Source organism: Caulobacter segnis, from assembly GCF_019931575.1.
Classification (GTDB): Bacteria; Pseudomonadota; Alphaproteobacteria; order Caulobacterales; family Caulobacteraceae; genus Caulobacter; species Caulobacter segnis_C.
Genome location: NZ_CP082923.1, coordinates 88,585 through 112,928 on the forward strand (window position 1 = coordinate 88,585; position 24,344 = coordinate 112,928).

Here is a 24,344-nt window from a genome sequence, read left to right on the forward strand (position 1 = left end):
CGTATAGACGCTGTAGCGCCAGAGGGCTAGGGCGCGGCGGCCCTATCCGTCGGTTCGAGGGCCGCCTGTGGCCTCAGGACGCCAGCGCGCCGGCCACGACCTCGCGCGCCTCGGCCTGGACCTGCTTGAGGTGGTCGGGGCCCAGGAACGATTCCGCATAGACCTTGTAGACGTCCTCGGTGCCGGACGGACGCGCGGCGAACCAGGCGTTCTGGGTGCAGACCTTCAGCCCGCCGATCGCCTCGCCGTTGCCTGGGGCGTTGGTCAGGATGTCGGTGATCGGCTCGCCGGCCAGGGTCTTGGCGCTGACGTCGCTGGGGCTGAGCTTGGAGAGGCGGGCCTTCTCCTCGCGGCTGGCCGGGGCGTCGACCCGGGCGTAGGCCGGCGCGTCGTACTGGACGGTCAGGTCGGCATAGAGCTGGCTGGCGCTCTTGCCGGTGCGGCCCTGGATCTCGGCGGCCAGCAGAGCCAGCTGGATGCCGTCCTTGTCGGTGGTCCAGACGCTTCCATCGTGGCGCAGGAAGGCCGCGCCGGCCGATTCCTCGCCGCCGAAGCCGACCGAGCCGTCCAGCAGGCCGGGCACGAAGTACTTGAAGCCGACGGGCACCTCCAGCAGGCGGCGGCCCAGGCCCGCCACCACGCGATCGATCATCGACGACGAGACGAGGGTCTTGCCGACCGCGACGTCCGCGCTCCAGTTCGGGCGGTGGGTAAACAGGTACGAGATGGCCGCGGCCAGGTAGTGGTTCGGGTTCATCAGCCCGCCATCGGGCGTGACGATGCCGTGGCGATCGGCGTCGGCGTCATTGCCGGTGGCCACGTCATAGGCCGCGCCGCCCTTCATGATCTGGATCAGGTTGGCCATGGCCGAGGCGGACGAGCAGTCCATGCGGATCTTGCCGTCGGTATCGAGCGGCATGAACGCCCAGCGCGGGTCGACGGCCTCGTTGACCACGGTCAGGTTCAGCTTGTGGCGCTCGGCGATCGCGCCCCAGTAGGCGACGGCCGCGCCGCCTAGCGGATCGGCGCCGATGCGCACGCCGGCCGCGCGGATGGTCTCCAGGTCGATGACGCTGGGCAGATCGTCGACATAGCGGCCCAGGAAGTCGTAGCGGCCGGCCGCCTTCAAGGCCTCGTCGAAGCCCACGCGCTTCACCCCGGCCAGGTTCTGCGCCAGCAGTTCGTTGGCGCGGGCGGCGATCGCCGAGGTCGCGCCGCCGTCGGCGGGACCGCCGCTGGGCGGATTGTACTTGATGCCGCCGTCGCGCGGCGGATTGTGCGAGGGCGTCAGCAGCAGGCCGTCGGCTTGCGCGGCGTTCTGGCGGTTGTGGCTCAGGATCGCGTGCGAGACCGCCGGAGTCGGGGTGTAGCCGTCCTGGGCGTCGATCAGCGCCTGGACGCCGTTGCCGGCCAGGACCTCAAGCACCGAACGCCAGGCCGGCTCCGAAAGGCCGTGGGTGTCGCGGCCGATGAAGATCGGGCCGGTCACGCCCTGGGCGGCGCGATGCTCCACGACGGCCTGGGTGATGGCCAAGATGTGCTTTTCGTTGAAGCCGCCGTCCAGGCTGGACCCGCGGTGTCCCGAGGTGCCGAACACGACCTTCTGGGCCGGGTTCGAAACGTCGGGAGAGATCTCGTAATAGGCTCCGACCAGCGCATCCAGGTCGATCAGATCTTCGGGAAGAGCGCGAAGGCCGGCACGGCTATGCATCAAGACACCTGGTGAATGTTCGTCGTCGGGAGCGGAATGGGTCACTTCCCTAGTCAGGTTCCGTGTCGATTTCACTAAGTATCTTCGGATCGAGAGCAAGATGCGGACGCCGCCGTTTTCTAGGGCGAGTTTTCGGCGGAACGCGCCCGGTCCGAAATCGAGAATTTTTTGTCGCCCGGGGTGCGGCTGAAGCGCGCGGGTGACGTCTAGTCGACAGTACAACGTGGAATATTCGCCGAGAGATTGTAACCTGAAGGCGAATCTCGGCTGTCGACCGGACGCGAAAGGCGAACGCGAAGTGACCTACGAGACGACCGAAGGACGCCGCACGAGCGCCGTCGACACGCATGTCGGTGGGCGGGTCCGTATGAGGCGCAAGCTGCTCGGCGTCAGCCAGGATCAACTGGCCGACAGCCTGGGCCTGACGTTTCAGCAGGTCCAGAAGTACGAGCGCGGCGCCAACCGGATCAGCGCCAGCAAGCTGTTCCGGATCGCCGAGATCCTGGCCGTCGACGTTTCTTATTTTTTCGATGGCTTGCCTGATCCGATAGAAGGCGGGGCTCCCGACGGCGCGACATCGCATGTCCACCAGGTGATGCAGGCGTTCCTGCAGACCTCGGAGGGCGTGGAGTTGGCCGAGATCTTCCCGCGCATCGCCAGCGGCCGCGTGCGCCGACAGATCCTGGATCTGGTGCGGACGATGGCGGCCGAGGAAAAATAGGCGTGTGATCACCGGCGCTTGGTCGCGACGCGATCGCCACCGCTGATTGTCCGGATCGCCCCCTTATCCGGAAGAACGTTGTTCGGCAGGTTCCCGCCCCCGATAGAGGTGGAGAGAACCCCGTGAAGAAGTATGTGATCGAGCGCGAGATCCCCGGCGTCGACCAACTGGACGCCGAGCAGCTGAAGGGCGCGGCGGCGACGTCCAACGCCGCCCTGGCCAAGCTGGCCCCGCGCGTCCAGTGGGTGGAGTCCTTCGTGACCAAGGACAAGACCTTCTGCGTCTATCTGGCCGAGGACGAGGCGGTGATCCGCGAGCATGCCGATCTCAGCGGCTTTCCGGCGTCGCGCATCACCGAGGTGGCCGGCGTCATCAGCCCGGTGACCGCCAGCTGAGCCGGAGGCGGGGCCTTGGCGAACGAGGCCCCGCCCTCCAGTCTGGACCTCTCGGAGGAGACCGCGATGCTCGATGCGACCGTTGTGGTGCTGGATGACGGTCTGTCGTCGACCGCGATCATGCCGATGGAAATCTTCCACTCCGCCGGCGTGCTATGGAACGACCTGCTGGGCGAGACCGCCCGGCCGGCGTTCCAGGTCCGCACCGTCTCGCCGACGGGACGTCCGGTCCGCAGCCCCTACGGCCTGACCCTGGGGCCGCAGGACTCGATCGACGCCGTCGAGCGCACCGACATCATCATCGTGCCGACCTCGGGGCTCGATCTTGATCTGAAGATGGTCGAGAACAGCGCGCTGCTGCCCTGGCTGCGTCGACATTACGAGCAGGGCGCGCATATCGCCGGCGTCTGCATGGGCGCCGCCTACCTGGCCGAGGCCGGCCTGCTGGATGGCCGGGTGGCGACGTCGCACTGGGCGGTCTGCGACAAGCTGGCCGCGCGCTATCCGAAGGTTCGATGGCGGCCCGAGCTGTTCGTCACCGAGGACAGCCGGCTCCTGTGCAGCGGGGGCGTCTGCGCGTCGATGGACATCAGCCTGTACCTCGTCGAGAAGTTCTGCGGCCGCGAGGTGGCCCTGCAGTGCGCCAAGGCTCTGCTGCTGCCGATGCCGCGCGTTCACCAATCCGGCTATGCGATGCTGCCGGTCTCCCAGGCGCACGCCGACGAGCGCATCCGGGGCGTCGAGGGTTTTCTCCAGGCGAACTTCCGCCACGACCTTTCGGTCAAGGTCCTGGCCGACCAGGCGGGCCTCAGCGACCGGACCTTCGTGCGACGGTTCAAGGCGGCGACGGGCCGGCTGCCCGCCGATTATCTGCGGGCCCTGCGCATCGAGGCGGCCAAGGCGATGCTGGAGCGCGACACCGGACCGGTGCAGTCGATCAGCATGGCGGTCGGCTACGACGACGTCGCCTTCTTCCGCCGGCTGTTCAAGCGCGGCACCGGCATGACGCCCACCGCCTATCGCGCCCACTTCGCGCCGATGTCGGTGCGCGGATACTGAAGCGTGGCGGCGAAGACTAGAAGGCTTCGCTGACGATCGTTCCGTCGAGCAGCAGGGCGGCGCGTTTCAGGCCGCTCGAGGCGAACGGCATGGCGACATGGCCATCGCGATCCACCGACACCAGGCCGCCGTGGCCGCCGAGATCGGCGACGCCCTGGATCGCCGCGCGGGCGGCCTCCTCCAGCGTCTGGCCGCCGAACCGCACCCGGTGGGCGATCTGGGCGGCGACGGCGGTGCGGATGAAGTACTCGCCCTGGCCCGTGCACGAGACCGCCGCATGGCCGTCGGCCCAGGCGCCGGCGCCGATGATTGGCGAATCCCCGACCCGGCCCGGCCGCTTGCCGAACACCCCGGCCGTCGAGGTGGCGGCGGCCAGGCGGCCCTGCGCGTCGCGCACCACGCAGCCGACCGTGCCGGTGGGCAGGGTGTCCGGCGGATGATTGTCCTCGAAGGCGCCCGCGTGGGTGAACCAAGTCCGCGGATCCTCGACCGTCTCCAGGCCCAGTTCGCGCGCGAAATCGATCGCGCCCTGGCCGGCCAGCATCACATGCGGGGTCTGCTCCATCACGGCGCGGGCTGCCAGGATCGGGCTCTTGAAACCCTGCAGCGCCGCGACGGAGCCGGCGCGGAGCGTCGCGCCGTCCATCAGGCTGGCGTCCAGCTCGTACTCGCCCTCGGCGTTGGGCGAGGCGCCCTTGCCGGCGATGTAGAGGCCGCTAGCCTCCAAGCCGACCACGGTCTCGACGGCGACGTCCAGGGCGCTGGCCCCGGCGGCCAGCCGATCGCGGGCCGCTTCGACCAGGCCGCGCATGTGGGCGATCTCGACGGTATAGTCGTGGCCGCGCTTGGCTCCGGCGCCGCCGTGTAGGGCGAGACTAAAACATGTGTTTGACATTCGGCTTTCCCCGCTCCAGCGTCCGCGGCTCATAAAGACAAATCCCGGGAGAGGCGAGATGAAGGCGGTGCTCAGCAAGGAAGTCGGCGGTCCCGAGACCCTGGTGCTGGAGGAGCTGCCCGATCCCGTCGCCGGGCCCGGCCAGGTGCTGATCGACGTCAGGGCCTGCGGTGTGAACTATCCCGACGTCCTGATCATCGAGGACAAGTACCAGTTCAAGCCGCCGCGTCCGTTCGCGCCGGGCGGCGAGGTGTCGGGCGTGATCTCGGCTGTGGGCGAGGGCGTCACCCGCTTCAAGGTCGGCGACCGCGTCCTGGCCTCGACCGGCTGGGGCGGCTACGCCGAGAAGCTGGCTCTGGAAGAGCAGCGCTGCACGCCCATTCCCGACAACATGCCCTTCGACGAGGCGGCCGCCTTCGTCCTGACCTATGGCACCTCGTACTACGCCCTGAAGGATCGCGGCGGCTTGAAGGCCGGCGAGACCTTGCTCGTCCTGGGCGCCGCCGGCGGGGTCGGCCTGGCCGCCGTCGAACTGGGCAAGGCCGCGGGCGCGCGCGTCATCGCCGCCGCCTCGAGCCAGGAGAAGGTCGACCTGGCCATCAAGCACGGCGCCGACAGTGGCGTGGTCTATCCGCGCGGACCATTCGACAAGGAGGGCCAGAAGGCGCTGGCCGACCTGATCAAGGGCGCCTGCGGCCCGAACGGCTGGGATGTGGCCTATGACGCGGTGGGCGGCGACTATTCGGAGGCGACGATCCGCGCGGCGGGCTGGAACGGCCGCTTCCTGGTCATCGGCTTCCCGTCGGGGATTCCGAAGATCCCCTTGAACCTCACGCTGCTCAAGTCCTGCGACATCGTCGGAGTGTTCTGGGGCGCGGCCGTGGCGCGCGATCCCAAGGGGCACGCGCAGAACCTCCGCGAGCTGATGGACCTCTACGCCGCCGGCAAGATTCGGCCATATGTGTCCGAGCGCTTCCCGCTGGCCCGCGCCGGCGAGGCGATCGCCCATCTCTCCAGCCGCAAGGCGATGGGCAAGGTCGTGATCACGGTCGACTAGACTGGCGTCCCGCGTGGTTAAGTCCCGCTAGTCATCCTTCTTAGCAAAGGGAACAGGACCTTCCCCCAGAGTGCCGCCTCATCGGGACGTGACAAGGGCGCTGTCACCCCCGTGGGGGCCGCGTGCGGCGGGGTCGCGAGGTTCGCGATCCGAAACTGGGGCTCGGGACCGACAGGTCCGACGATCGGAGGTTGGCCAGGGACGAAAGCCCCTAGCCAACCTCCGTTTGCTTCGCGAATATGATCATTGATCACTGACCCGCGAGAGGTCGGAGACGCGGAGGAAAATCGATGGTCGGACGTCTGGACGGCAAGGTCGCCGTCGTCACCGGAGGCTGCTCGGGCATCGGGCTGGGCGCGGTCGAACTGTTCGTGGCCGAGGGGGCGTGCGTCGTCGCCGCCGACCTGCAGGCCGAGAAGGGCGAAATGCTGGAGAGGCGTTTCCCCGACAAGGTCCGGTTCTCCCGCTGCGACGTCACTTCGGAAGACGATCTGGCCAAGACCATGGCCTTGGCGCAGAGCGCGTTCGGCGGCCTGGACATCCTGTTCAACAACGCCGGCCACGGCGGCACGCCGGCGGCGGTGTCTGAGCTCACCGTCGAGGGCTGGGACAAGACCTTCGCCCTCTTGGTGCGCGGCCCGGCCGTCGGCATGAAGCACGCCCTGCCGCTGATGCTGAAGCGGGGCGGCGGCTCGATCATCAACACCGCCTCGATCGCCGGCCTGCAGGCGGGCTTCGGCCCCCTGGCCTATTCGGCGGCCAAGTCGGCGGTGATCCACATGAGCCGGTGCGCGGCGGCCGAGCTGTCGCCGCTGAAGATCCGGGTCAACGCCATCTGCCCCGGCCTGATCGCTACCTCGATCTTCGGCGCCTCGATGGGCTTGCCACGCGAGGTCGCCGATCAGATGGCCGCGCAGATCGCTTCGATCGGCCCCAAGATCCAGCCGATCCCCAAGTCCGGCCTGCCCGAGGACATCGCCGCCGCCGCCCTCTACCTGGCCAGCGACGACTCGCGGTTCGTGACCGGCACGCACATCGTCGTCGATGGCGGCATCACGGTTGGCCCGCGCAGCGCCTGGGACAAGAATACGCCCTCGCCGATCCTGGCGGCCATGGGCATCACACCCGAACAGGCCGAGCAGATGCGCGCGCAGCTGGTCGCCGCCGGCGCGGCGGGGTGACCCTCACGCCGAACCTGCGCGGCGCGCTGTGGATGCTGGCCTCGGCAGTCGGGTTCACGGCGATGACCACCCTGATCAAGTTTCTGGGGCCGGGCTATCCGGCCGCCCTGCAGACCTTCTACCGCCAGCTGGCGGGGGTGATCGTGCTCCTGCCGCTGATGGCGCGCGACTGGCGCGGGGCGTTCCGGACGACGCGGCCGGGCATCCTGATCTTCCGCTCCAGCGCGGGAGTCCTGGCGCTGATCATGGGCTTCTACGCCTATCAGAAGCTGCCCCTGGCCGACGCCAACGCCCTGTCGTTCACCCGGACCCTGTGGCTGGTCCCCCTGGCCGCCTTCGTGCTGCGCGAACCGATCGGACCTCTAAGGATCGGCGCGGCCCTCGTCGGCTTTGTCGGCGTGCTGATCATGCTGCGGCCCGGCGCCGGCGGTGTCGGCGCCTGGATCGGCTGGCCCCAGGCCTGCGCCCTGATCTCGGCCTTCCTGTTCGCTCTGACTATCACCGGTATGAAGGTGATGACGCGCGACCACAGCCCGTTCGTCCTGCTGGTCTACGCGGCCGTGCTGGGCCTGGTCTTCGCTATTCCCCCGGCGCTGTTCGTCTGGCGCTGGCCGACCTGGCCGGATCTGGGTCTGCTGGCGGCCATGGGCGTGATCGGCACCTTTACCCAAGGGGCCTACATCAAGGGCATGCAGGCCGGGGAGGCGGCGGTCATGGCGCCGATCGATTACACGCGGCTGGTGTTCGCCGTGGGCGCGGGCTTCCTGCTGTTCCACGAGGTTCCCAAGCCAGCGGTCCTGATCGGCGCGGCGATCGTCGTGGTCTCGACCCTGTTCATTTCTTGGCGCGAGCATCAGGTGGCCCGCCAGGCGGCGGTTCAGCCCGCGTAGCCCCGCCGCCACGCGACAAAGCGCTGCAGGCCCTCAGCCAGTTTGACCTTGGGCTTGTAGCCGCAGAGGGCCTTGAGCTTGTCGATATTGGCGAAGGTGGCGGTGACGTCGCCGGGCTGCATGGGCCGGAAGACCTTGCTCGCCTCAATCCCCAGCGCGGCTTCGAGGGTGGTGATCATGTCCATCAGGCCGACCGGATCGTTGTCGCCGATGTTGTAGACCTCGTGTCCGCCCTGGGCCGGCGGATTGTCGAGCACGCCCAGGACGCCATCGACGATGTCGTCGATATAGGTGAAGTCGCGGGCCATCCTGCCCTCGCCATAGACCTCGATCGTCTCGCCCTTCAGCATCTTCTCGGTGAAGCCGTAATAGGCCATGTCCGGTCGGCCCCAGGGGCCGTAGACGGTGAAGAACCGCAGGCCCGACTGCGGGAAGCCGTAGAGCTTGGCGTAGCTCTGGCTCAAGAGCTCGCACGAGCGCTTGGTGGCGGCGTAGAGCGACACCGGGCTCTCGGCCGGGTCGCTCTCCTTGAAGCCGTCGCCGTTCAGCGGCCGGTCACCGTAGACGCTGGACGAGGAGGCGTAGACCAGGTGCTCGACGCCGGCGTGGCGGCAGGCCTCCAGCACCGACAGGTGGCCGGCCAGGTTGCTGCGCTCATAGGCGAAGGGGTTCTCGATCGAGTAGCGCACGCCCGCCTGGGCGGCCAGGTGGATCACCCGCCTGGCGCCCGAGGTCTTCACCAAGTCGGCGAGGGCCTCGTGGTCAGCGATGTCCATCCGGACCATGCGGAAACCCTCGCGACCCTGCAGTCGTGCCGCGCGAGCTTCCTTTAGGGCCGGATCGTAGTAGGCATTGAAGACGTCAACGCCTACCACCGCCTCGCCACGCTCGAGCAAACGCTCGACCACGTGCATGCCGATGAAGCCCGCCGCCCCGGTGACAATGACCGGAGACGCCATGTCTCAACCCCGACCGATAGAGGCGTAGGTGAAGCCGTGGCGGACCATCTCGGCGGCCTTGTAGACGTTGCGCAGGTCGACCACGACGGGAGCCTTGAGCAGACCCTTGATCCGACCAAGGTCCAGGGCCCGGAACTGGTCCCACTCGGTCAGGATGACCAGGGCGTCGGCGCCCTCGGCCGCCTCGTAGGCCCCGGCCTTGAAGTCGACGCCGGCGAGCATGTGGGCGGCTTCCTTGGCGCCTTCCGGGTCGAAGGCCTGGACCTTGGCGCCCATGGCCTGCAGGGCCGGCAGGATGTCCAGGCTCGGGGCGTCGCGCATGTCGTCGGTGTTGGGCTTGAAGGTCACGCCCAGCACCCCGATCGTCTTGCCCGACAGGTCACTGGAGCCGATGGCGTCGGCCACCTTCTCGGCCATGGCCTTCTTGCGGGTGGTGTTGACCTCGACCGTCGTCTCGATCAGCCGGGTCGGCGCGCCGTACTGCTGGGCCGTGCGCACCAGGGCGATGGTGTCCTTGGGGAAGCAGCTGCCGCCGTAGCCGGGGCCGGCGTTGAGGAACTTCGACCCGATGCGCTTGTCCAGGCCGATGCCCTTGGCCACCTGCTGGACGTCCGCCCCGACCTTTTCGCACAGGTCGGCCATCTCGTTGATGAAGGTGATCTTCATCGCCAGGAAGGCGTTGGCCGCGTACTTGATCAGCTCGCTGGTGCGGCGGCCGGTGAAGATGATCGGCGTCTCGTTCAGGCTCAGCGGACGATAGAGGTCGCGCATCACCGCCTGGGCGCGCTCGTCCTCGGCGCCGACCACCACGCGGTCGGGGCGCTTGAAGTCCTCGATCGCCGCCCCCTCGCGCAGGAACTCGGGGTTGGACACGACCGCGAACTGGGCGTCGGGGCGGACCTTCTTGATGATCGCCTCGACCTCGTCGCCGGTGCCCACCGGCACGGTCGACTTGGTGACCACCACCGTGAAGCCGTCGATCAGGCCGGCGATCTCCTCGGCCGCGGCGTAGACGTACGACAGGTCGGCGTGACCGTCGCCGCGACGCGTCGGCGTGCCCACCGCGATGAACACCGCGTCGGCCTCCTTGATCGCCTGGGCGCCGTCCAGGGTGAAGAACAGCCGCCCCTCGCGCACGTTGCGCGCCACCAGGTCGTCCAGCCCCGGCTCGAAGATCGGGATCTCACCCTTCTCCAGCCGCTCGATCTTGCTCGGGTCCTTGTCGATGCACGTCACCACATGACCGAAGTCGGCGAAACACGCCCCCGACACCAGACCCACATAACCCGTGCCAATCATCGCTACGCGCATCGAAAGATCCTGATCCGGCTGATCGTCAAATCAAAGGGCGCGCCTTGTGCGGCGCTCTGCGCGTCTTCCAGCAATCGCGACGCCGAGGCAAGCCGCGCTCCAAGAAAACGCCAAGAGCTAAACCGCAAAAGGGGGTAAAAGACCAAGAGTCGCGTCAGGCGGTGACCGTGACTTTCAAGCGGCGGTCAGACTCGCTAGCCAGTGGCGGTTTTCGCGCGGGGATCTCGAATGCAGACGGTTCTGGTGACCGGCGGCGCCGGCTATGTCGGTTCGCATACTTGCCTGGCGCTGGCCGAGGCGGGGTTTCGGCCGGTGGTGTTCGACGACCTGTCCAACGGCCATCGCGAGCACGTCCGGTGGGGGCCGCTGGAGGTCGGTGACATCCGCGACGCCGCCCGCCTGGACGTGGTGTTCGCCGCGCACCGCCCCGTGGCCGTGGCGCACTTCGCTGCGCGGATCGAGGTCGGTGAATCGGTCAAGGATCCCGGCGCCTTCTTCGACATCAATGTCGGCGGAACGATCACCCTGATCGAGGCGGCCCGTCGGGCGGGCGTCGACAAGCTGGTCTTCTCCTCGACCTGCGCCACCTTCGGCGAGCCGGTGCAGCTGCCGATGAACGAGCGCCACCCACAGGCGCCGCTGAACCCATACGGCCGCACCAAGCTGATGGTCGAGCAGGCTCTGGCCGATTACGACCGCCATGTCGGCTTCAGAAGCATGGTGATGCGCTATTTCAACGCCGCCGGCGCTGACCCCGAGGGGCGTATCGGCGAGTGGCACGAGCCCGAGACCCACGCCATTCCGCTGGCGATCCAGGCGGCCCTGGGCCAGCGGCCGGCGTTCACGATCTTCGGCGACGACTACGACACCCGAGATGGCACGGCCGAGCGCGACTATGTCCACGTGCTGGACTTGGCCGACGCCCATGTTTCGGCCCTGCGGCGGCTCATCGCCGGCGGGACGTCGGAATCCTACAATTTCGGGGCCGGGGCGGGCACGACGGTGCGCGAGTTGGTCGACGGGGTCGGTCGCGTGGCGGGCGCGCCGATACCAGTCCGGATGGCGCCGCGCCGGCCGGGCGATGCGCCGGCGCTGGTCAGCGACAGCGCCAAGGCCCGCGAGCAACTGGGCTGGAGGCCGAAGCGCGATCTCGACGCCATCCTCTCCAGCGCCTGGCGTTGGCACCAAGCGCTCGCCGATCGAGGGTCGTGAAGGGAAGAATATTCCCGTGAAGGTGGGCGCGGCCGGGCGTTATGTCGCGATCGCGAGCAGTGAAACGGATTATTTGCAACTCTCGCTGTAGCTCCGAGGGGATGTGACCCTTGGGGGCGTGCGTGCTCAAGTTTCTGACCTGCCTGACGACGCAGCATGATCTGCGCCTGGTGCTTGTTGCTGGTCTGGTCTGTATCGCGGGGTGCTTCACCACGTTCCGCCTGTATTCGCGGATGCGCGGCGCCCGGGGCGTCGTGCGCTCCGCCTGGCTGCTGCTGACCGGCCTTGTCGCCGGCTCCAGCGTCTGGGCTACCCACTTCATCGCCATGGTCGCCTACACCCCCGGCCTGAAGACCGGCTACAGCCCGACCGGCACCCTGCTGTCGCTGATGATCGCCGCGCTGTTCATGGCCAGCGGCTTCGCCGTCGCCTCGGCCCAGCGCTCGACCACCAATGACTTCGCCGGCGGCGTGCTTCTGGGCCTGGGCGTGGCGGCCATGCACTACACCGGCATGTCGGCCTTCGTGACCCAGGGCCAGCTGGTCTGGGAGCACGCCACGGTCGGCCTCTCGGCGATCCTCGGCGTCGCCGGCGCCACCGCGGCCCTGGTCGTGGCGGGCTCGGCCCGCACGATGCGCCGGCAGGCGCTGGGCGGCGGTCTGCTGTGCCTGGGCATCGTGGCTCTGCACTTCACCGGCATGTCGGCGATCACCATCGTGCCCGACGCCACCATCGCCGTGCCCGACCAACTGCTGTCGGGCGCCATGCTGACCCTGGCGGTGGTGTCGATCACCGGCATGATCATCCTGGGCGGCCTGGGCGCAGTCGCGATCGAATCCCAGACCTCCCGCTCGGCCCTCGAGCGCATCCGTCGCCTGGCCAACGCCGCCTACGAGGGCCTGGTCGTCGTCCAGTCCGGCAAGATCAACGACGCCAACGCCGCCTTCTGCGAGCTGGCGGGCGCGCCCTTGGCGGAGCTGGTCGGCCGTCCGCTGCTGGGCGCGATCCTGACCTTCGACGACACCAATCCCAATCGCGAGGGCGTCCGTCGCGAGGGCAAGCTGCAGCCGGTCGCTGGAGGCCGCGAGATCCCGGTCGAGGTGTTCTCGCGCCTGATGGACGACGGCGCGCGCATCGAGACCACGGGCCTGACCGTCCTGGCCATCCGCGACCTGCGCGAACGCCGCGCGGCCGAGGAGAAGATCCGCTATCTCGCGGAACACGACGGCCTGACCGGCCTGCCCAACCGCAACTCGCTGCAGTCGCGCCTGGTCGCCGCCGTGGAGCGCGTCGAGGCCTCGGGCGAGAGCCTGTCGGTGATCTGCATCGACCTGGACCACTTCAAGGAAGCCAATGATCAGCACGGCCACCAGGCCGGCGACGCGCTCCTGGTCGAGACGGCCCGTCGCCTGCAGTCGGTGGTCCAGGCTCCGTCCTTCGCCGCGCGCCTGGGCGGCGACGAATTCATCGTCGTGCAGGTGGCCGGCGGCGACCAGCCGACCGCGGCCGCCGAGCTGGCGGGCCGCCTGATCGAGATGCTGTCGGTTCCGGTCCCGTTCGACGGCCAGGAACTGAGCCTCGGCTCCAGCCTCGGCGTCAGCCTCTATCCGGACGATGGACGCACCGCCGAGGCCCTGATGGCCAATGCCGACATGGCGCTGTACCGCGCCAAGGAAAGCGGCCGAGGCGTTTATCGCTTCTTCAAGCGCGAGATGGACGACACCATCCGCGAGCGTCGCAACCTGGCCCGCGACCTGCGCCAGGGCATCGCCGACGGGGAGCTGGTGGTGCACTACCAGCCGCTGGCCCGCGCCACCGACGGCGAGGTCTGCGGCTTCGAGGCCCTGGTCCGCTGGAAGCACCCGACGCGCGGCATGATCCCGCCGCTGGAGTTCATTCCGGTGGCCGAGGAGAACGGCCTGATCGGCGCGCTGGGCGACTGGGTCCTGCGCCGCGCCTGCGCTGACGCCGTCTCGTGGGAGAGGCCGCTGCGCATCGCGGTGAACCTCTCGCCCATCCAGCTGCACAATCCGGCCCTGCCCAGCCTGGTGCACGAGGTGCTGATCACCTCCGGCCTGTCGCCCTCGCGCCTGGAGCTGGAGATCACCGAGAGCGCCCTGTTCAAGGACTATCAGCGCGCGCTGGACAACCTGCGGCGCCTGAAGGCCCTGGGCGTGCGGATCGCCATGGACGACTTCGGCACCGGCTTCTCGTCGCTGTCGACCCTGCAGTCGTTCCCGTTCGACAAGATCAAGATCGACAAGAGCTTCGTCGAGAACATCCATCGTCACGATCGCGCCACCGTCATCGTGCGCGCCGTGCTGGGTCTGGGCCGCAGCCTGGAAATCCCGGTCGTGGCCGAGGGCGTCGAGACCGACGAGCAGATCCTGTTCCTGCGGGGCGAGAACTGCACCGAGCTGCAAGGCTACGCCATCGGCCGCCCGGCGCCGGTGGACGCGCTCGATTCCTGGACCATGACCAACGCCGTTTCGGCGTTCACCGAGGCGCCGAGCCAGTCTCGTCGCAAGGCCAAACGCCCCGCATGACCCCGATCCCGCGCGGGACGGATTGCGTGGGGCTGGAACTCCGTATTGCATGACACGTTAGGCGGAGGCCGAGCGGAGCCATAAGGCTCCGCGGCGTGTCGGTAGGGCGGGGACGTAACGAGCGTGCTGGGACGGACGGCGATCAGGTTCGTAACGGCGGCCGATCGGCGCGAGCTGCGTTACGGGCTGGCGCTGCTGGCCGTCCTCGTGGCCTTGGCCGCGCGCATCGCCGCGGTGCTGGTCACCGACGTGCCGCTGAATTTCCCCACCTTCTTCGTCGCCGTGCTGGTCGCGGCCATGGTCGGCGGCCTAGGGCCGGGATTCCTGGCCCTGGGGCTCAGCGCCGGCATCGCCTGGCGGTTCTGGATGTCGGCCGACGGTTCCTGGCTGCTGCACACGCGCGAGAGCGTGCAGCTGGGCATGTTCGTGCTGTGCGGCGGGCTGATCGTCGTTCTGGTCGAGGCCATGCGGATCGCCGTTCGATCGGGCCTGGCCGCCGAGGAGCGCTTTCGTTCGGCCCAGGAAGTGTCGCTGGACGCCTTCGTGATCCTGGAGCCCGTGCGCGAGGCGGGCGAGGTCATCGACTTCCGCTGGACCTACGCCAACCCGATGGCCGACACGATGCGGCCGCTGGGGACGTCCAGCCTGGTGGGGCGGCGGGTGATGGACGTGTTTCCCGACGAGACGGGCCGGGACATGGTCCAGCGCATGGTGCGTCTGCTCGAGACCGGCGGTCCCGACGACATCGATGTGCGGCGGGTGATCGACGGCGAGGAGCGGTTGATCCGTTCCAGCGGCGTGCGACTGGGCGGCGACCTGGCGGTGACGTTCCGGGACGTGACCCAGGAGCGTCGCGCGGCGGCGGCCTTGCGCAGCAGCGAGGAGCTGTTCCGGGGCGTGGCCAATTCGGCGCCGGTGCTGATCTGGGCGACGTCGGCGCGCGGCCAGGCGGACTGGTTCAACCAGGCCTGGCTCGACTTCCGGGGCCGCACACTGGAGCAGGAGCTGGGCGAGGGCTGGCTCAGCGGCGTGCATCCCGAGGATCGCGAAAGCGGCCTGGAGGCGGCCGATGGAGCCGCGGCCAGGCGCGAGCCTTTCAACGTCGCCTTCCGGCTTCGGCGCGCGGACGGGGCCTGGCGATGGATCAACAGCGTCGGCGCGCCGCGTTTCGACGAGTCCGGGGACTATCGCGGCTATATCGGCAGCTGCTTCGACTTCACCGAGACGGTCGAGGCCCGCAAGGACCTCGAGGATCGGGTCGCCGAGCGCACCGCCGCCCTGCAGGCCAGCATGGCCGAGACCGCCCGCGCCCAGGCGGCGCTGGCCCAGGCCCAGCGGCTGGAGACGGTCGGCCGGCTGACCGGCGGGGTGGCGCACGACTTCAACAATCTGCTGACGGTCATCGTCGGGGGGCTCGACATGATCCTGCGGCGGCCGGACGACACGGCGCGGGTGAAGCGCCTGGCCGAGGCGGCCTTGGCGGCCGGCCAGCGGGGCGAGCGGCTGACCCGCCAGTTGCTGGCCTTCTCGCGAAACCAGGAGCTCAAGCTGGAGGTCGTCGACGTCGGCGCCCTGTTGGACCAGGCCGAGCCGCTGCTGCGGCGCGCGGCCGGCGAGGCCATGACCCTGGCGATCCGGCGCGGAGACGCCGGGGTGCGCTCGCGCGTCGACGCGGCTCAGTTCGAGGCGGCGCTGCTGAACCTGGTGGTCAACGCCAGCGACGCCACCGCCACCGGCGGCGAGATCAGCATCGTGGTCGAGCCGGTGACCCTGGCCGCCGGTCAGGTCCTGGACACCGCGCCGGGCGACTATGTCCGCGTCGCGGTCAGCGACACCGGCGCGGGCATGCCGCCCGAGGTGCTGGCCCGGGTGTTCGAGCCGTTCTTCACGACCAAGGAGGTCGGCAAGGGCACGGGGCTGGGCCTGGCCCAGGTCTACGGCTTTTTGCGTCAGTGCGGCGGCGGGGTCAGCATCGACAGCGTCGAGGGACGCGGCACCTCGGTCGCCCTCTATCTGCCCGCCACCGACGCGCCGGCCACCGTCGTTGCGGCGAACGGCGCCGTCACGCCGCCGCCGGGCCGTCTGGACGGCGTGCGCGTGCTGCTGGTCGAGGACGACGCGGCGGTGCGCGAGATCGCCGGCGGCCTGCTCCGCGACCTCGGTTGCGCGGTGACCACCGCCGAGAACGGCGTCTCCGCCCTCGAGACGCTGGAGCAGGGCGTGGCGTTCGACCTGCTGATGTCGGACATCGTCATGCCCGGCGGCGTCAGTGGGGTGGACCTGGCGCGGTCCGCCTCGGCGCACCGGCCCGACATGGCCGTCCTGCTGACCACCGGCTATGCCGGCGAGCGGATGGACGTCGCGCCGGCCGACCTGCCCTGGCCGGTGCTGCGCAAGCCGTTCCAGGTGGACCAGCTGGCCGAGGTGGCCTCGGCGCTGCTGACTGAACGCGAAGCGGTCGCGCGCGGTCGGCGAGGGGTCAGCGTCGCCGCCGACCGGTGAGGCCCCCCAGCAGGCCGCGCATCAATTCGCGTCCGGCGGTGGAGGCCACCGTGCGGACCAGGGTGACGGCGAAGGCCTCGGTCATGGTCTGGCGGTTGGACGCGCGGGGTCGGGCCTCGCGCGCCGCCTCGCGCTCACGGATCTTGGCCTCTGCGGCCTCCCGCTTGTCCTCCTCGGCCTGTTCGCGGGCCTCGTCGGCCTGGCGTTGGGCCTGCTGGGCCCGGCCCTGCAGGATCTCATAGGCGGAGTCGCGATCCTTGAGCTGGTCGTACTGGCCGGCGACCGGGCTCTTGGCCTGCAGCGCCGCGCGCTCCTCGGGGGTGACGGGGCCCAGGCGCGAGGCCGGCGGGCGGATCAGGGTCTTCTGCACTACGCGAGGCGCGCCCTTTTCGTCGAGAGTCGAGACCAGGGCCTCGCCCACGCCCAGGGCCTGGATGGTCTCGGCGGTGTCGAAGCTGGGATTGACCCGGAAGGACTGGGCGGCCGCCTTCAGGCCCTTCTGGTCGGCGGGGGTGTAGGCGCGCAGGGCGTGCTGCACCCGGGCGCCCAGCTGGCCCAGCACCGCGTCGGGAATGTCGGCCGGGTTCTGGGTGACGAAGTAGACGCCCACGCCCTTGGAGCGGATCAGGCGCACGACCTGCTCGATCTTCTCCAGCAACGCCTTGGGCGCATCGTTGAAGAGCAGGTGGGCCTCGTCGAAGAAGAAGACCAGCTTCGGCTTCTCGGGATCGCCCACCTCGGGCAGCTCCTCGAACAGCTCGGACAGCAGCCAGAGCAGGAAGGTCGAATACAGCTTGGGCGACTGGATCAGGCGGTCGGCGGCCAGCAGGTTGACGTAGCCGCGCCCCGCCGCGTCGGTGCGCATCAGGTCGGCGAGGTCCAGAGCCGGTTCGCCGAAGAAGTGCTCGGCGCCCTGGGTTTGCAGGGTCAGCAGCTTGCGCTGGATCGCGCCGACCGTGGCGGGGGCGACGTTGCCGTATTGCGTGCCGATCTCGTCGGCGTGGTCGGCCACGTATTTCAGCGCCGCCTGCAGATCCTTCAGGTCCAGCAGCAGCAGGCCGTCCTGGTCGGCGACGTGGAAGGCGATGGTCAGCACGCCCTCCTGCACGTCGTTCAGCTCCAGCAGGCGCGACAGCAGCAGCGGGCCCATCTCGGAGATGGTGGTGCGGATCGGGTGGCCCTTCTGGCCGAACAGGTCCCAGAACACCACCGGCGGCGCGGCCGGCGTCAGGGTGATCTGCATCGAATCGGCGCGGGCCAGCATCTTCTCGTTCGGCGTCCCGGGCATGGCGACGCCCGACAGGTCGCCCTTCACGTCGGCGGCGAAGACGGGGACGCCGGCGTCCGAGAAGGCCTGGGCCAGCACCTGCAGGGTCACGGTCTTGCCAGTGCCGGTTGCGCCGGCCACCACGCCGTGGCGGTTGGAGCGGTCGAGCCGCTGCGTCACGGGGCCTTCGCCCAGACCCACTAGGATCTCGTTCTCGCCAATCGACAGCGGCATGGCACAAACTCCGTCAAAGCTCGTTCGACCCTAACCGGGGCCTTGCGTCGCGCCAATCGGCGCGGTCAATGTCGGGTGCGTTTCTGGCGCGCTTCTGGAGAAGTCTTACAAATGCCGGCCCCCGCCCCGCCCCCCATCACCACCCGCAACGCGGTGGTGTTCTTGGCCGTCATCGCGGGGGGCGCGGCGCTCTACTGGGCGCAGGACATCCTGACGCCGCTGGCCCTGGCGGTGTTCCTGGCGGTGATGGTCGACAGCTTCGCCCGGGTGCTGCTGCTGCGCGTGCCGGGCTTTCCCAAGCGCGCGGCCCTGCCGGCGGCGGTGGTGCTCTCGATCCTCCTGTTCGGCATCTCCTTCTGGGTGGTGATCGACAACGGCCGGGGGTTCTTCGACCAGCTGAAGGACTACGCCCCGCGCCTGAACGGGATCATCGCCAAGGTGGCGCACGCGGTCGGCATCAGGATCGCCCCGACGCTGGACGGGCTGATCAACCAGCTCAATCCCAAGGCCTTCATCGGCCAGGCGGCGCAGTCGTTCGGCAACTTCGCCTCCAGCGCTGTCCTGGTGCTGATCTATTTCGGCTTCATCATCGCGTCGCGGCGGGGGTTCGCGCGCAAGATCGTCGCGTTGTTCCCCCATCATCCTGAGCGCGAGCAGAACATGAAGCTGTTCCAGCGCATCCGCGACGGGGTGGAGCAGTATCTGTGGATCCAGACGGTCACTGGCCTGATGATCGCCGCCGCCGCCTGGGTGGTGATGATGCTGGTGCGGCTGGACAACGCCTTCTTCTGGGCCTTCCTGATCTTCCTGGCGGCCTACATCCCGATCCTGGGCGGCGCGATCGGCTGCTTCCTGCCGCCGCTGTTCGCCCTGGTGCAGTTCCCCGACAGCCTGTGGCCCGCGATCATCCTGTTCGCGGCCCTGCAGGGGATCTTCTTCGTGGTCGGCAACGTCATCCTGCCGCGCATGCAGGGCGACAGCCTGAACATGGACCCGACGGTGGTGCTGCTGTCGCTGGCGGTGTGGGGCGCGCTGTGGGGCGTGCCGGGCATGTTCCTGTCCACGCCCCTGACGGTGGCGGTCATGCTGATCCTGGCCCAGTTCGAGGGCTCGCGCTGGATCGCCATCCTGCTGTCCGAGGACGGCGATCCGCAGGGCGAGCGGATGCTCCCCGGCAAGGGCGGCCACGGGCCCGCGCCCGACGAATCTCCGGCGCGAAAGAAGTAGGCGCGAAAGAAATGCAGGCGCCCCTTAAACCGCCGATCTTGGTCCCTATCTATGCTCTGTCCGGCTTCCCCCACCCGGACAAACCGCCGATCCCGGAAGGCCTGGCCGCCGTGATCGAAGCGGAAGACGCCCGCCTTACCCCAAGCGGGCCCGCGCCGCCGGCTCCCCCCCCAGCCGGCGGCGTTTCCGTCTCGCGCGCGTGGTTCGGAGACGGCACGAATTCTTTCAGATTTCCGAGTTAGCGGTTGAAGTAGCGCCCGATGGGGCTAGGTTGCGGCCAAAAATTCGCGAGGAACTCCCATGATCGGTGAAAAAAACGACCTCAAGTCGATTGAGGCTCCGATCGGCCCGTTGGTCGGCGCCTTCGCCCAGGCTCTGGGGATGTCCGTCGAGGCGCTGTCGCCGGCCGCGCGCGGCTTCGCCGCCCAGGCCCAGGACGACTGGTCCGCCGAGGAGCTGCCCGGCCTGGACGTCGCCGACGTGGCCCGCGCCCTGGCCGACTTCTGGCGTTTCGGCGAGAGCGCCAAGGACCTGTCCGAACCCGCCATCCGCGTGCGTCGCGCCGAGGGCGGCGAAACCCCTTCCGACCTCCTCGAGATCGTCCAGCCCGACCGTCCGTTCCTGGTCGACAGCATCATGGGCGAGGTGTCCGAGGCCGGCTTCTCGGTCCGGGCCATGTTCCACCCCGTGGCCGACTGCGGCGGCGTGCGCCGTTCGATGATCCAGATCTGGCTGGCCCCGGTGGGCGAGGACCGCGAGACGGCCCTGGTGACGGGCGTCCGCGAAGCGCTCTCCGACGTGGCCCTGGCCGTGCAGGACTTCGAGCCCATGCGCGCCCTGATGCGCCGCACGATCAGTGAGCTGCAGGCCGCGACGACCCCGGTCTCGACCGAGGAGAAGGCCGAGGACCTCGACTTCCTCGACTGGCTCGAGAGCGACCACTTCGTGTTCCTGGGCGCCCGCGTATACGAATATCCCCGCACCGCCGACGGCGGCTACGCGGCCGAGGAGCCGCTGTATCAGCCCGAGGGCAGCCTGGGCGTGCTGCGCGACCAGGCCCGCACCGTGCTGCGCCGGGGCAGCGAGCCGGCCATTCTGTCGGCGCAGATCCGCACCCACATCGACATCGGCGACCCGATCGTGGTGGCCAAGTCCAACCTGCGCTCGCGCGTCCACCGTCGCGGCTACATGGACTATGTCGGGGTGCGCCGGTACGGCGCCGACGGCAAGGCCTCGGGCGAGGTCCGTTTCGTGGGCCTGTTCACCGCCGAGGCCTACGAAACCCCCGCCCACGAGGTGCCGCTGGTTCGCCGCAAGGTCGTGCACATCCTGGAGCGCGCGGGCAAGGATCCGAACAGCCACAACGGCAAGCGTCTGCGCAACATCCTCGAGACCTGGCCGCGCGACGAGCTGTTCCAGACCGACGAGGCCGAACTGCTGACCACGGCCCTGGGCGTGCTGCATCTCTATGACCGTCCGCGCGTCAAGCTGTTCACCCGCCGCGACCCGTTCGACCGCTTCATCTCGGTGCTGCTGTTCGTGCCGCGCGACCGCTACGACTCGGGCGTCCGGGCCCGGGCCGGCGCTATCCTGGCGCAGGCCTTCCGGGGCCGGGTGTCGGCCTACTATCCCAGCTTCTCCGACGCGCCGCTGGCGCGCGTGCACTACATCTTGGGCGTCACGCCCGGCGATCACGGCGAGCCGGACCTGGCCGCCGTCGAGGCCGCCATCGCCGAGACCGCCCGCACCTGGGACGACCGCTTCGAGGCCGCCGTCCGCGAAGGGCAGACAGGCCGTGTCGTCCAGATCCTGAACCGCTACGCCGGCGCCTTCCCGCCCGGCTATCGCGACCAGTACGACGCCGAAGAAGCCCTGGCCGACATCCAGGTGATCGACGACCTGGCGCAGGGCGAGGCCGTCCGGGTCCGCGCCTTCCGCCGTCCCGGCGACAGCGCCGTGACCTTCCGCTTCAAGCTCTATCGCCCGGGCGCCGCCGCCCCCCTGGCCGACGTGCTGCCGATCCTGGAGCACATGGGCCTGAAGGCCCTGATCGAGGATGGCTTCAAGGTCTCGCCCGACGGGAAGCCGATCTGGGTGCACGAGTTCGTGCTGCGCGACGAGGCCGGCGAGCACCTGGTCTTCGCCGACATCAAGCAGGCCTTCGAGGCCGCCTTCGTCGCCATCTGGACGGGCCGGGCCGAGAGCGACGGCTTCAACCGCATGGTTCTGGAACTGGGCATCGGCTGGCGCGAGGCCGCGCTGATCCGCGCCCTGGCCCGCTATCGCCAGCAGTCGGGCCTGGATCCCAGCCAGGGCGTTCAGGAGCAGGCGCTGGCGGACCATCCGGGCGTCACCCGTCTGATCCTGGATCTGTTCCAGACCAAGTTCGACCCGGCCGTCCGCGCCGACCTCGCCGGCCGCCAGGCCCAGGCCAAGGCCGTCGAGACCAAGATCGTCGAGGCCCTGCAGGCGGTGGAAAGCCTGGACGCCGACCGCGTCCTGCGTCGCCTGGCCGCGCTGGTCGGCGCGATCCAGCGGACCAACTTCTACCAGCCGGCCGCCGACGGCGGGCCCAAGCCCTACATCAGCTTCAAGATCGCCTCGCGCGAGCTGGAAGACCTGCCGGCCCCCAAGCCCTTCCGCGAGATCTACGTCTCGGCCCCGCACGTCGAGGGCGTGCACCTGCGCTTTGGCCCGGTCGCCCGGGGCGGCTTGCGCTGGTCCGACCGCCGCGACGACTTCCGCACCGAGGTGCTGGGCCTGGTGAAGGCGCAGCAGGTCAAGAACGCCGTCATCGTGCCGGTCGGCAGCAAGGGCGGCTTCTATCCCAAGCAGCTGCCGCGCGGCGGCGATCGTGACGCCATCCAGACGGAGGCGATCCGCGCCTACAAGACCTTCCTGTCGGGCCTGTTGGACCTGACCGACAATCTCGACGCCGAGAACAATGTCGTGCCGCCGGCCTCGGTCGTCGTGCATGACGGCGAGGATCCCTATCTGGTCGTCGCCGCCGACAAGGGCACGGCGACCTTCTCCGACATCGCCAACGGCGTGGCCGAGGACTACGGCTTCTGGCTGGGCGACGCCTTCGCCTCCGGCGGCTCGGTCGGCTACGATCACAAGGTCATGGGCATCACCGCCCGCGGCGCCTGGGAAGCGGTCAAGCGTCACTTCCGCGAGCTGGGCAAGGACATCCAGACCGAGACCTTCACCGCCGTCGGCGTGGGCGACATGTCGGGTGACGTGTTCGGCAACGGCATGCTGCTGTCCAAGCAGACCAAGCTCTTGGCCGCCTTCGACCACCGCCACATCTTCCTCGACCCGAACCCGGATCCGGCCGTGTCGTGGGCCGAGCGCGACCGGATGTTCAAGCTGCCGCGTTCGTCTTGGGACGATTACGACAAGACCAAGATCTCGCAGGGCGGCGGCGTCTTCGCCCGCAGCCTGAAGAGCATCCCGCTGTCGCCGGAAGTCCGGACCCTGTTCGAGATCAAGGCCGAGGCCGTCTCGCCGGCCGAGCTGATGACCGCGATCCTGAAATCCAAGGCCGAGCTGCTCTATCTCGGCGGCATCGGCACCTATGTGAAGGCTCGGGGCGAGAGCAACGCCGACGCTGGCGACAAGGCCAACGACGCCATCCGCATCAACGGCGCGGACCTGCGGGTCAAGGTCGTGGGCGAGGGCGCGAACCTGGGTCTGACTCAGGCGGGCCGGATCGAGTTCGCCCAAATGGGCTCGGGAGGGGCGGGCGGTCATCTGAACACCGACGCCATCGACAACTCGGCCGGCGTCGACAGCTCCGACCACGAGGTGAACATCAAGATCCTGACCGGGATCCTGGAGCGTGGCGGCGAGCTGACCCGGCCCGACCGCAACCAGCTGCTGGCCTCGATGACCGACGACGTGGCCCACCATGTGCTGGAGCACAATTACGACCAGACCCTGGCCCTGACCCTGCTGGAGAGCGACGCGGTCTCGGAGGTCGACGCCCAGATCCGCTACATGGTCGACCTGGAACAGCGCGGCCGTCTGGATCGGCGCGTCGAGGGCCTGCCGACCAATACGGCGCTGCTGGAGCGCAAGGCCGCCGGCAAGGGCCTGACCCGTCCGGAGCTGGCGGTGCTGCTGGCCTACGGCAAGCTGGATCTGTTCGACGAGATCGTCGCCAGCCAGGCGCCGGACGATCCGTGGTTCGAGGCCACCCTGCGCGGCTACTTCCCCAAGGGCCTGGGCCGCTACGCCGACGCCATGCAGAAGCACCGGCTGAAGCGCGAGATCATCGCCACGGTGGTCGGCAACCAGATGGTCAACATGTGCGGCCCGACCTTCGCCAGCCGCCTGAAGGCCGCCGCCGGTTCGGACATCGGCGCGGTGGTGGTGGGCTTCACCGCCGCCCGCGAGATCCTCGGGATCGACGGGCTGTGGGACCAGGTGGGAGCGCTCGACAACAAGGCCTCGGCCGATGGTCAGACCGCGCTCTACAAGGCCCTGGCCTACGCCCTGCGCAGCCTCAGCTTCTGGCTGGCCCGCCGGGCCCATCGTGACAAGTCGACGGTCAGGCAGCTGGTCGAGGCCTACGGTCCTTCGGTGAAGACGCTGACCGGCATGGCGCCGGCCATCCTGTCTCCGTTCGAGCAGAAGACCGTCGCCAAGCGGGTGAAGGCCTATGTCGCCGATGGCGCGCCGGAAGCCCTGGCCCAGGCCGTCGCGGCCCTGCAGCCGCTGACCACGGCGGCCGACCTGGTCGACCTGGCCAGCGCCTCCAGCTGGAGCGTCGAGAACGTCGCCCGCCTGTACCATCAGGTCGGCGCGGCCTTCGGCTTCGACCGCCTGCGCGGCGCGGCCGGCTCCTTCGTCGGCGGCGACGGCTTCGAGCGCCTGGCGGTGCGCCGCCTGATCGAGGACATGCTGACCGAGCAGACCGCGATCACCGAGGCGGTGCTCAAATTCGCCGCCAACGCCCAGGCCGGCGAGGACGAGGCCGCGGCCAAGTCCGCCATCTCGTCCTGGGCCGCCCTGCGCGGCGATCGTCCCCGAACGGTCAAGCGCACGATCGAGGACATCGAGCAGGCTGGCGGCGGCTGGACCTTCGCCAAACTGACCATCGCCAACGCGGCGCTGCGCGAGCTCTCGACGGCGGCTTAAAGGCTGGCTCCTTCGCCTCCGCTCCCTTAGGGGTG

The 24,344-nt window shown here is 69.2% G+C and carries 16 protein-coding genes; 11 read left to right on the plus strand and 5 right to left on the minus strand.

What is annotated here, in order from left to right:
* Window positions 1-73: 73 nt before the first annotated feature.
* The gene (gene pgm, locus K8940_RS00430) at window positions 74-1,714 is read right to left on the minus strand and encodes a phosphoglucomutase (alpha-D-glucose-1,6-bisphosphate-dependent) (protein WP_223392582.1); all 1,641 of its coding nucleotides are present in this window, start codon (window positions 1,712-1,714) and stop codon (window positions 74-76) included.
* Between the two features lie 295 nt (window positions 1,715-2,009).
* Between pgm and K8940_RS00435 the strand changes: the two genes are divergently transcribed.
* From K8940_RS00435 to K8940_RS00445, 3 genes are all read left to right on the plus strand, one after another.
* Complete coding sequence (locus K8940_RS00435) at window positions 2,010-2,432, plus strand: helix-turn-helix domain-containing protein (protein ID WP_223392583.1); 423 nt, start codon at window positions 2,010-2,012, stop codon at window positions 2,430-2,432.
* Window positions 2,433-2,554: 122 nt separating this feature from the next.
* Complete coding sequence (locus K8940_RS00440; protein WP_223392584.1) at window positions 2,555-2,827, plus strand: DUF4242 domain-containing protein; 273 nt, start codon at window positions 2,555-2,557, stop codon at window positions 2,825-2,827.
* 66 nt (window positions 2,828-2,893) lie between these two features.
* Window positions 2,894-3,886, plus strand: a complete 993-nt coding sequence (locus K8940_RS00445; protein ID WP_223392585.1) for a GlxA family transcriptional regulator — start codon at window positions 2,894-2,896, stop codon at window positions 3,884-3,886.
* Between the two features lie 16 nt (window positions 3,887-3,902).
* On the opposite strand, the gene K8940_RS00450 is transcribed toward K8940_RS00445, so the two are convergent.
* A complete protein-coding gene (locus K8940_RS00450) occupies window positions 3,903-4,781 on the minus strand; it encodes an isoaspartyl peptidase/L-asparaginase family protein (RefSeq protein ID WP_223392586.1) in 879 nt (292 codons plus the stop codon).
* A gap of 58 nt (window positions 4,782-4,839) precedes the next feature.
* Between K8940_RS00450 and K8940_RS00455 the strand changes: the two genes are divergently transcribed.
* The 3 genes from K8940_RS00455 to K8940_RS00465 all read left to right on the plus strand — a co-directional run bounded on the left by K8940_RS00455 (window position 4,840) and on the right by K8940_RS00465 (window position 7,909).
* The gene (locus K8940_RS00455) at window positions 4,840-5,838 is read left to right on the plus strand and encodes an NADPH:quinone oxidoreductase family protein (protein ID WP_223392587.1); all 999 of its coding nucleotides are present in this window, start codon (window positions 4,840-4,842) and stop codon (window positions 5,836-5,838) included.
* 290 nt (window positions 5,839-6,128) lie between these two features.
* A complete protein-coding gene (locus K8940_RS00460) occupies window positions 6,129-7,019 on the plus strand; it encodes an SDR family NAD(P)-dependent oxidoreductase (protein ID WP_223392588.1) in 891 nt (296 codons plus the stop codon).
* Window positions 7,016-7,909 carry a DMT family transporter gene (locus K8940_RS00465; RefSeq protein WP_223392589.1) on the plus strand — a complete coding sequence of 298 codons (894 nt, stop codon included), beginning with the start codon at window positions 7,016-7,018 and terminating at the stop codon, window positions 7,907-7,909. The genes K8940_RS00460 and K8940_RS00465 overlap by 4 nt, the downstream gene beginning before the upstream one ends.
* Here K8940_RS00465 and K8940_RS00470 read toward each other — a convergent pair.
* Window positions 7,897-8,868: an SDR family NAD(P)-dependent oxidoreductase gene (locus K8940_RS00470; protein ID WP_223392590.1), complete on the minus strand. Its 972-nt coding sequence runs from the start codon at window positions 8,866-8,868 to the stop codon at window positions 7,897-7,899. The two genes, K8940_RS00465 and K8940_RS00470, sit on opposite strands and share 13 nt — an antisense overlap.
* Window positions 8,869-8,871: 3 nt before the next feature.
* Window positions 8,872-10,179, minus strand: a complete 1,308-nt coding sequence (locus K8940_RS00475) for a UDP-glucose dehydrogenase family protein (protein WP_223390588.1) — start codon at window positions 10,177-10,179, stop codon at window positions 8,872-8,874.
* A gap of 228 nt (window positions 10,180-10,407) precedes the next feature.
* Between K8940_RS00475 and galE the strand changes: the two genes are divergently transcribed.
* The 3 genes from galE to K8940_RS00490 all read left to right on the plus strand — a co-directional run bounded on the left by galE (window position 10,408) and on the right by K8940_RS00490 (window position 16,439).
* The gene (galE, locus tag K8940_RS00480; protein WP_223392591.1) at window positions 10,408-11,391 is read left to right on the plus strand and encodes a UDP-glucose 4-epimerase GalE; all 984 of its coding nucleotides are present in this window, start codon (window positions 10,408-10,410) and stop codon (window positions 11,389-11,391) included.
* A gap of 110 nt (window positions 11,392-11,501) precedes the next feature.
* Window positions 11,502-13,937: an EAL domain-containing protein gene (locus K8940_RS00485; protein ID WP_223392592.1), complete on the plus strand. Its 2,436-nt coding sequence runs from the start codon at window positions 11,502-11,504 to the stop codon at window positions 13,935-13,937.
* 123 nt (window positions 13,938-14,060) lie between these two features.
* Entirely contained in the window at window positions 14,061-16,439 is a 2,379-nt protein-coding gene (locus K8940_RS00490) for an ATP-binding protein (protein ID WP_223392593.1), read from the plus strand.
* On the opposite strand, the gene K8940_RS00495 is transcribed toward K8940_RS00490, so the two are convergent.
* Complete coding sequence (locus K8940_RS00495) at window positions 16,417-17,940, minus strand: helicase HerA-like C-terminal domain-containing protein (protein WP_223392594.1); 1,524 nt, start codon at window positions 17,938-17,940, stop codon at window positions 16,417-16,419. The genes K8940_RS00490 and K8940_RS00495 overlap by 23 nt on opposite strands.
* 111 nt (window positions 17,941-18,051) lie before the next feature.
* Here K8940_RS00495 and K8940_RS00500 point away from each other — a divergent pair, with 111 nt between their 5' ends.
* Complete coding sequence (locus K8940_RS00500; protein WP_223392595.1) at window positions 18,052-19,167, plus strand: AI-2E family transporter; 1,116 nt, start codon at window positions 18,052-18,054, stop codon at window positions 19,165-19,167.
* 300 nt (window positions 19,168-19,467) lie between these two features.
* On the plus strand, window positions 19,468-24,309 hold the full coding sequence (locus tag K8940_RS00505) for an NAD-glutamate dehydrogenase (RefSeq protein ID WP_223392596.1): 4,842 nt from the start codon (window positions 19,468-19,470) through the stop codon (window positions 24,307-24,309).
* Window positions 24,310-24,344 lie beyond the last annotated feature (35 nt).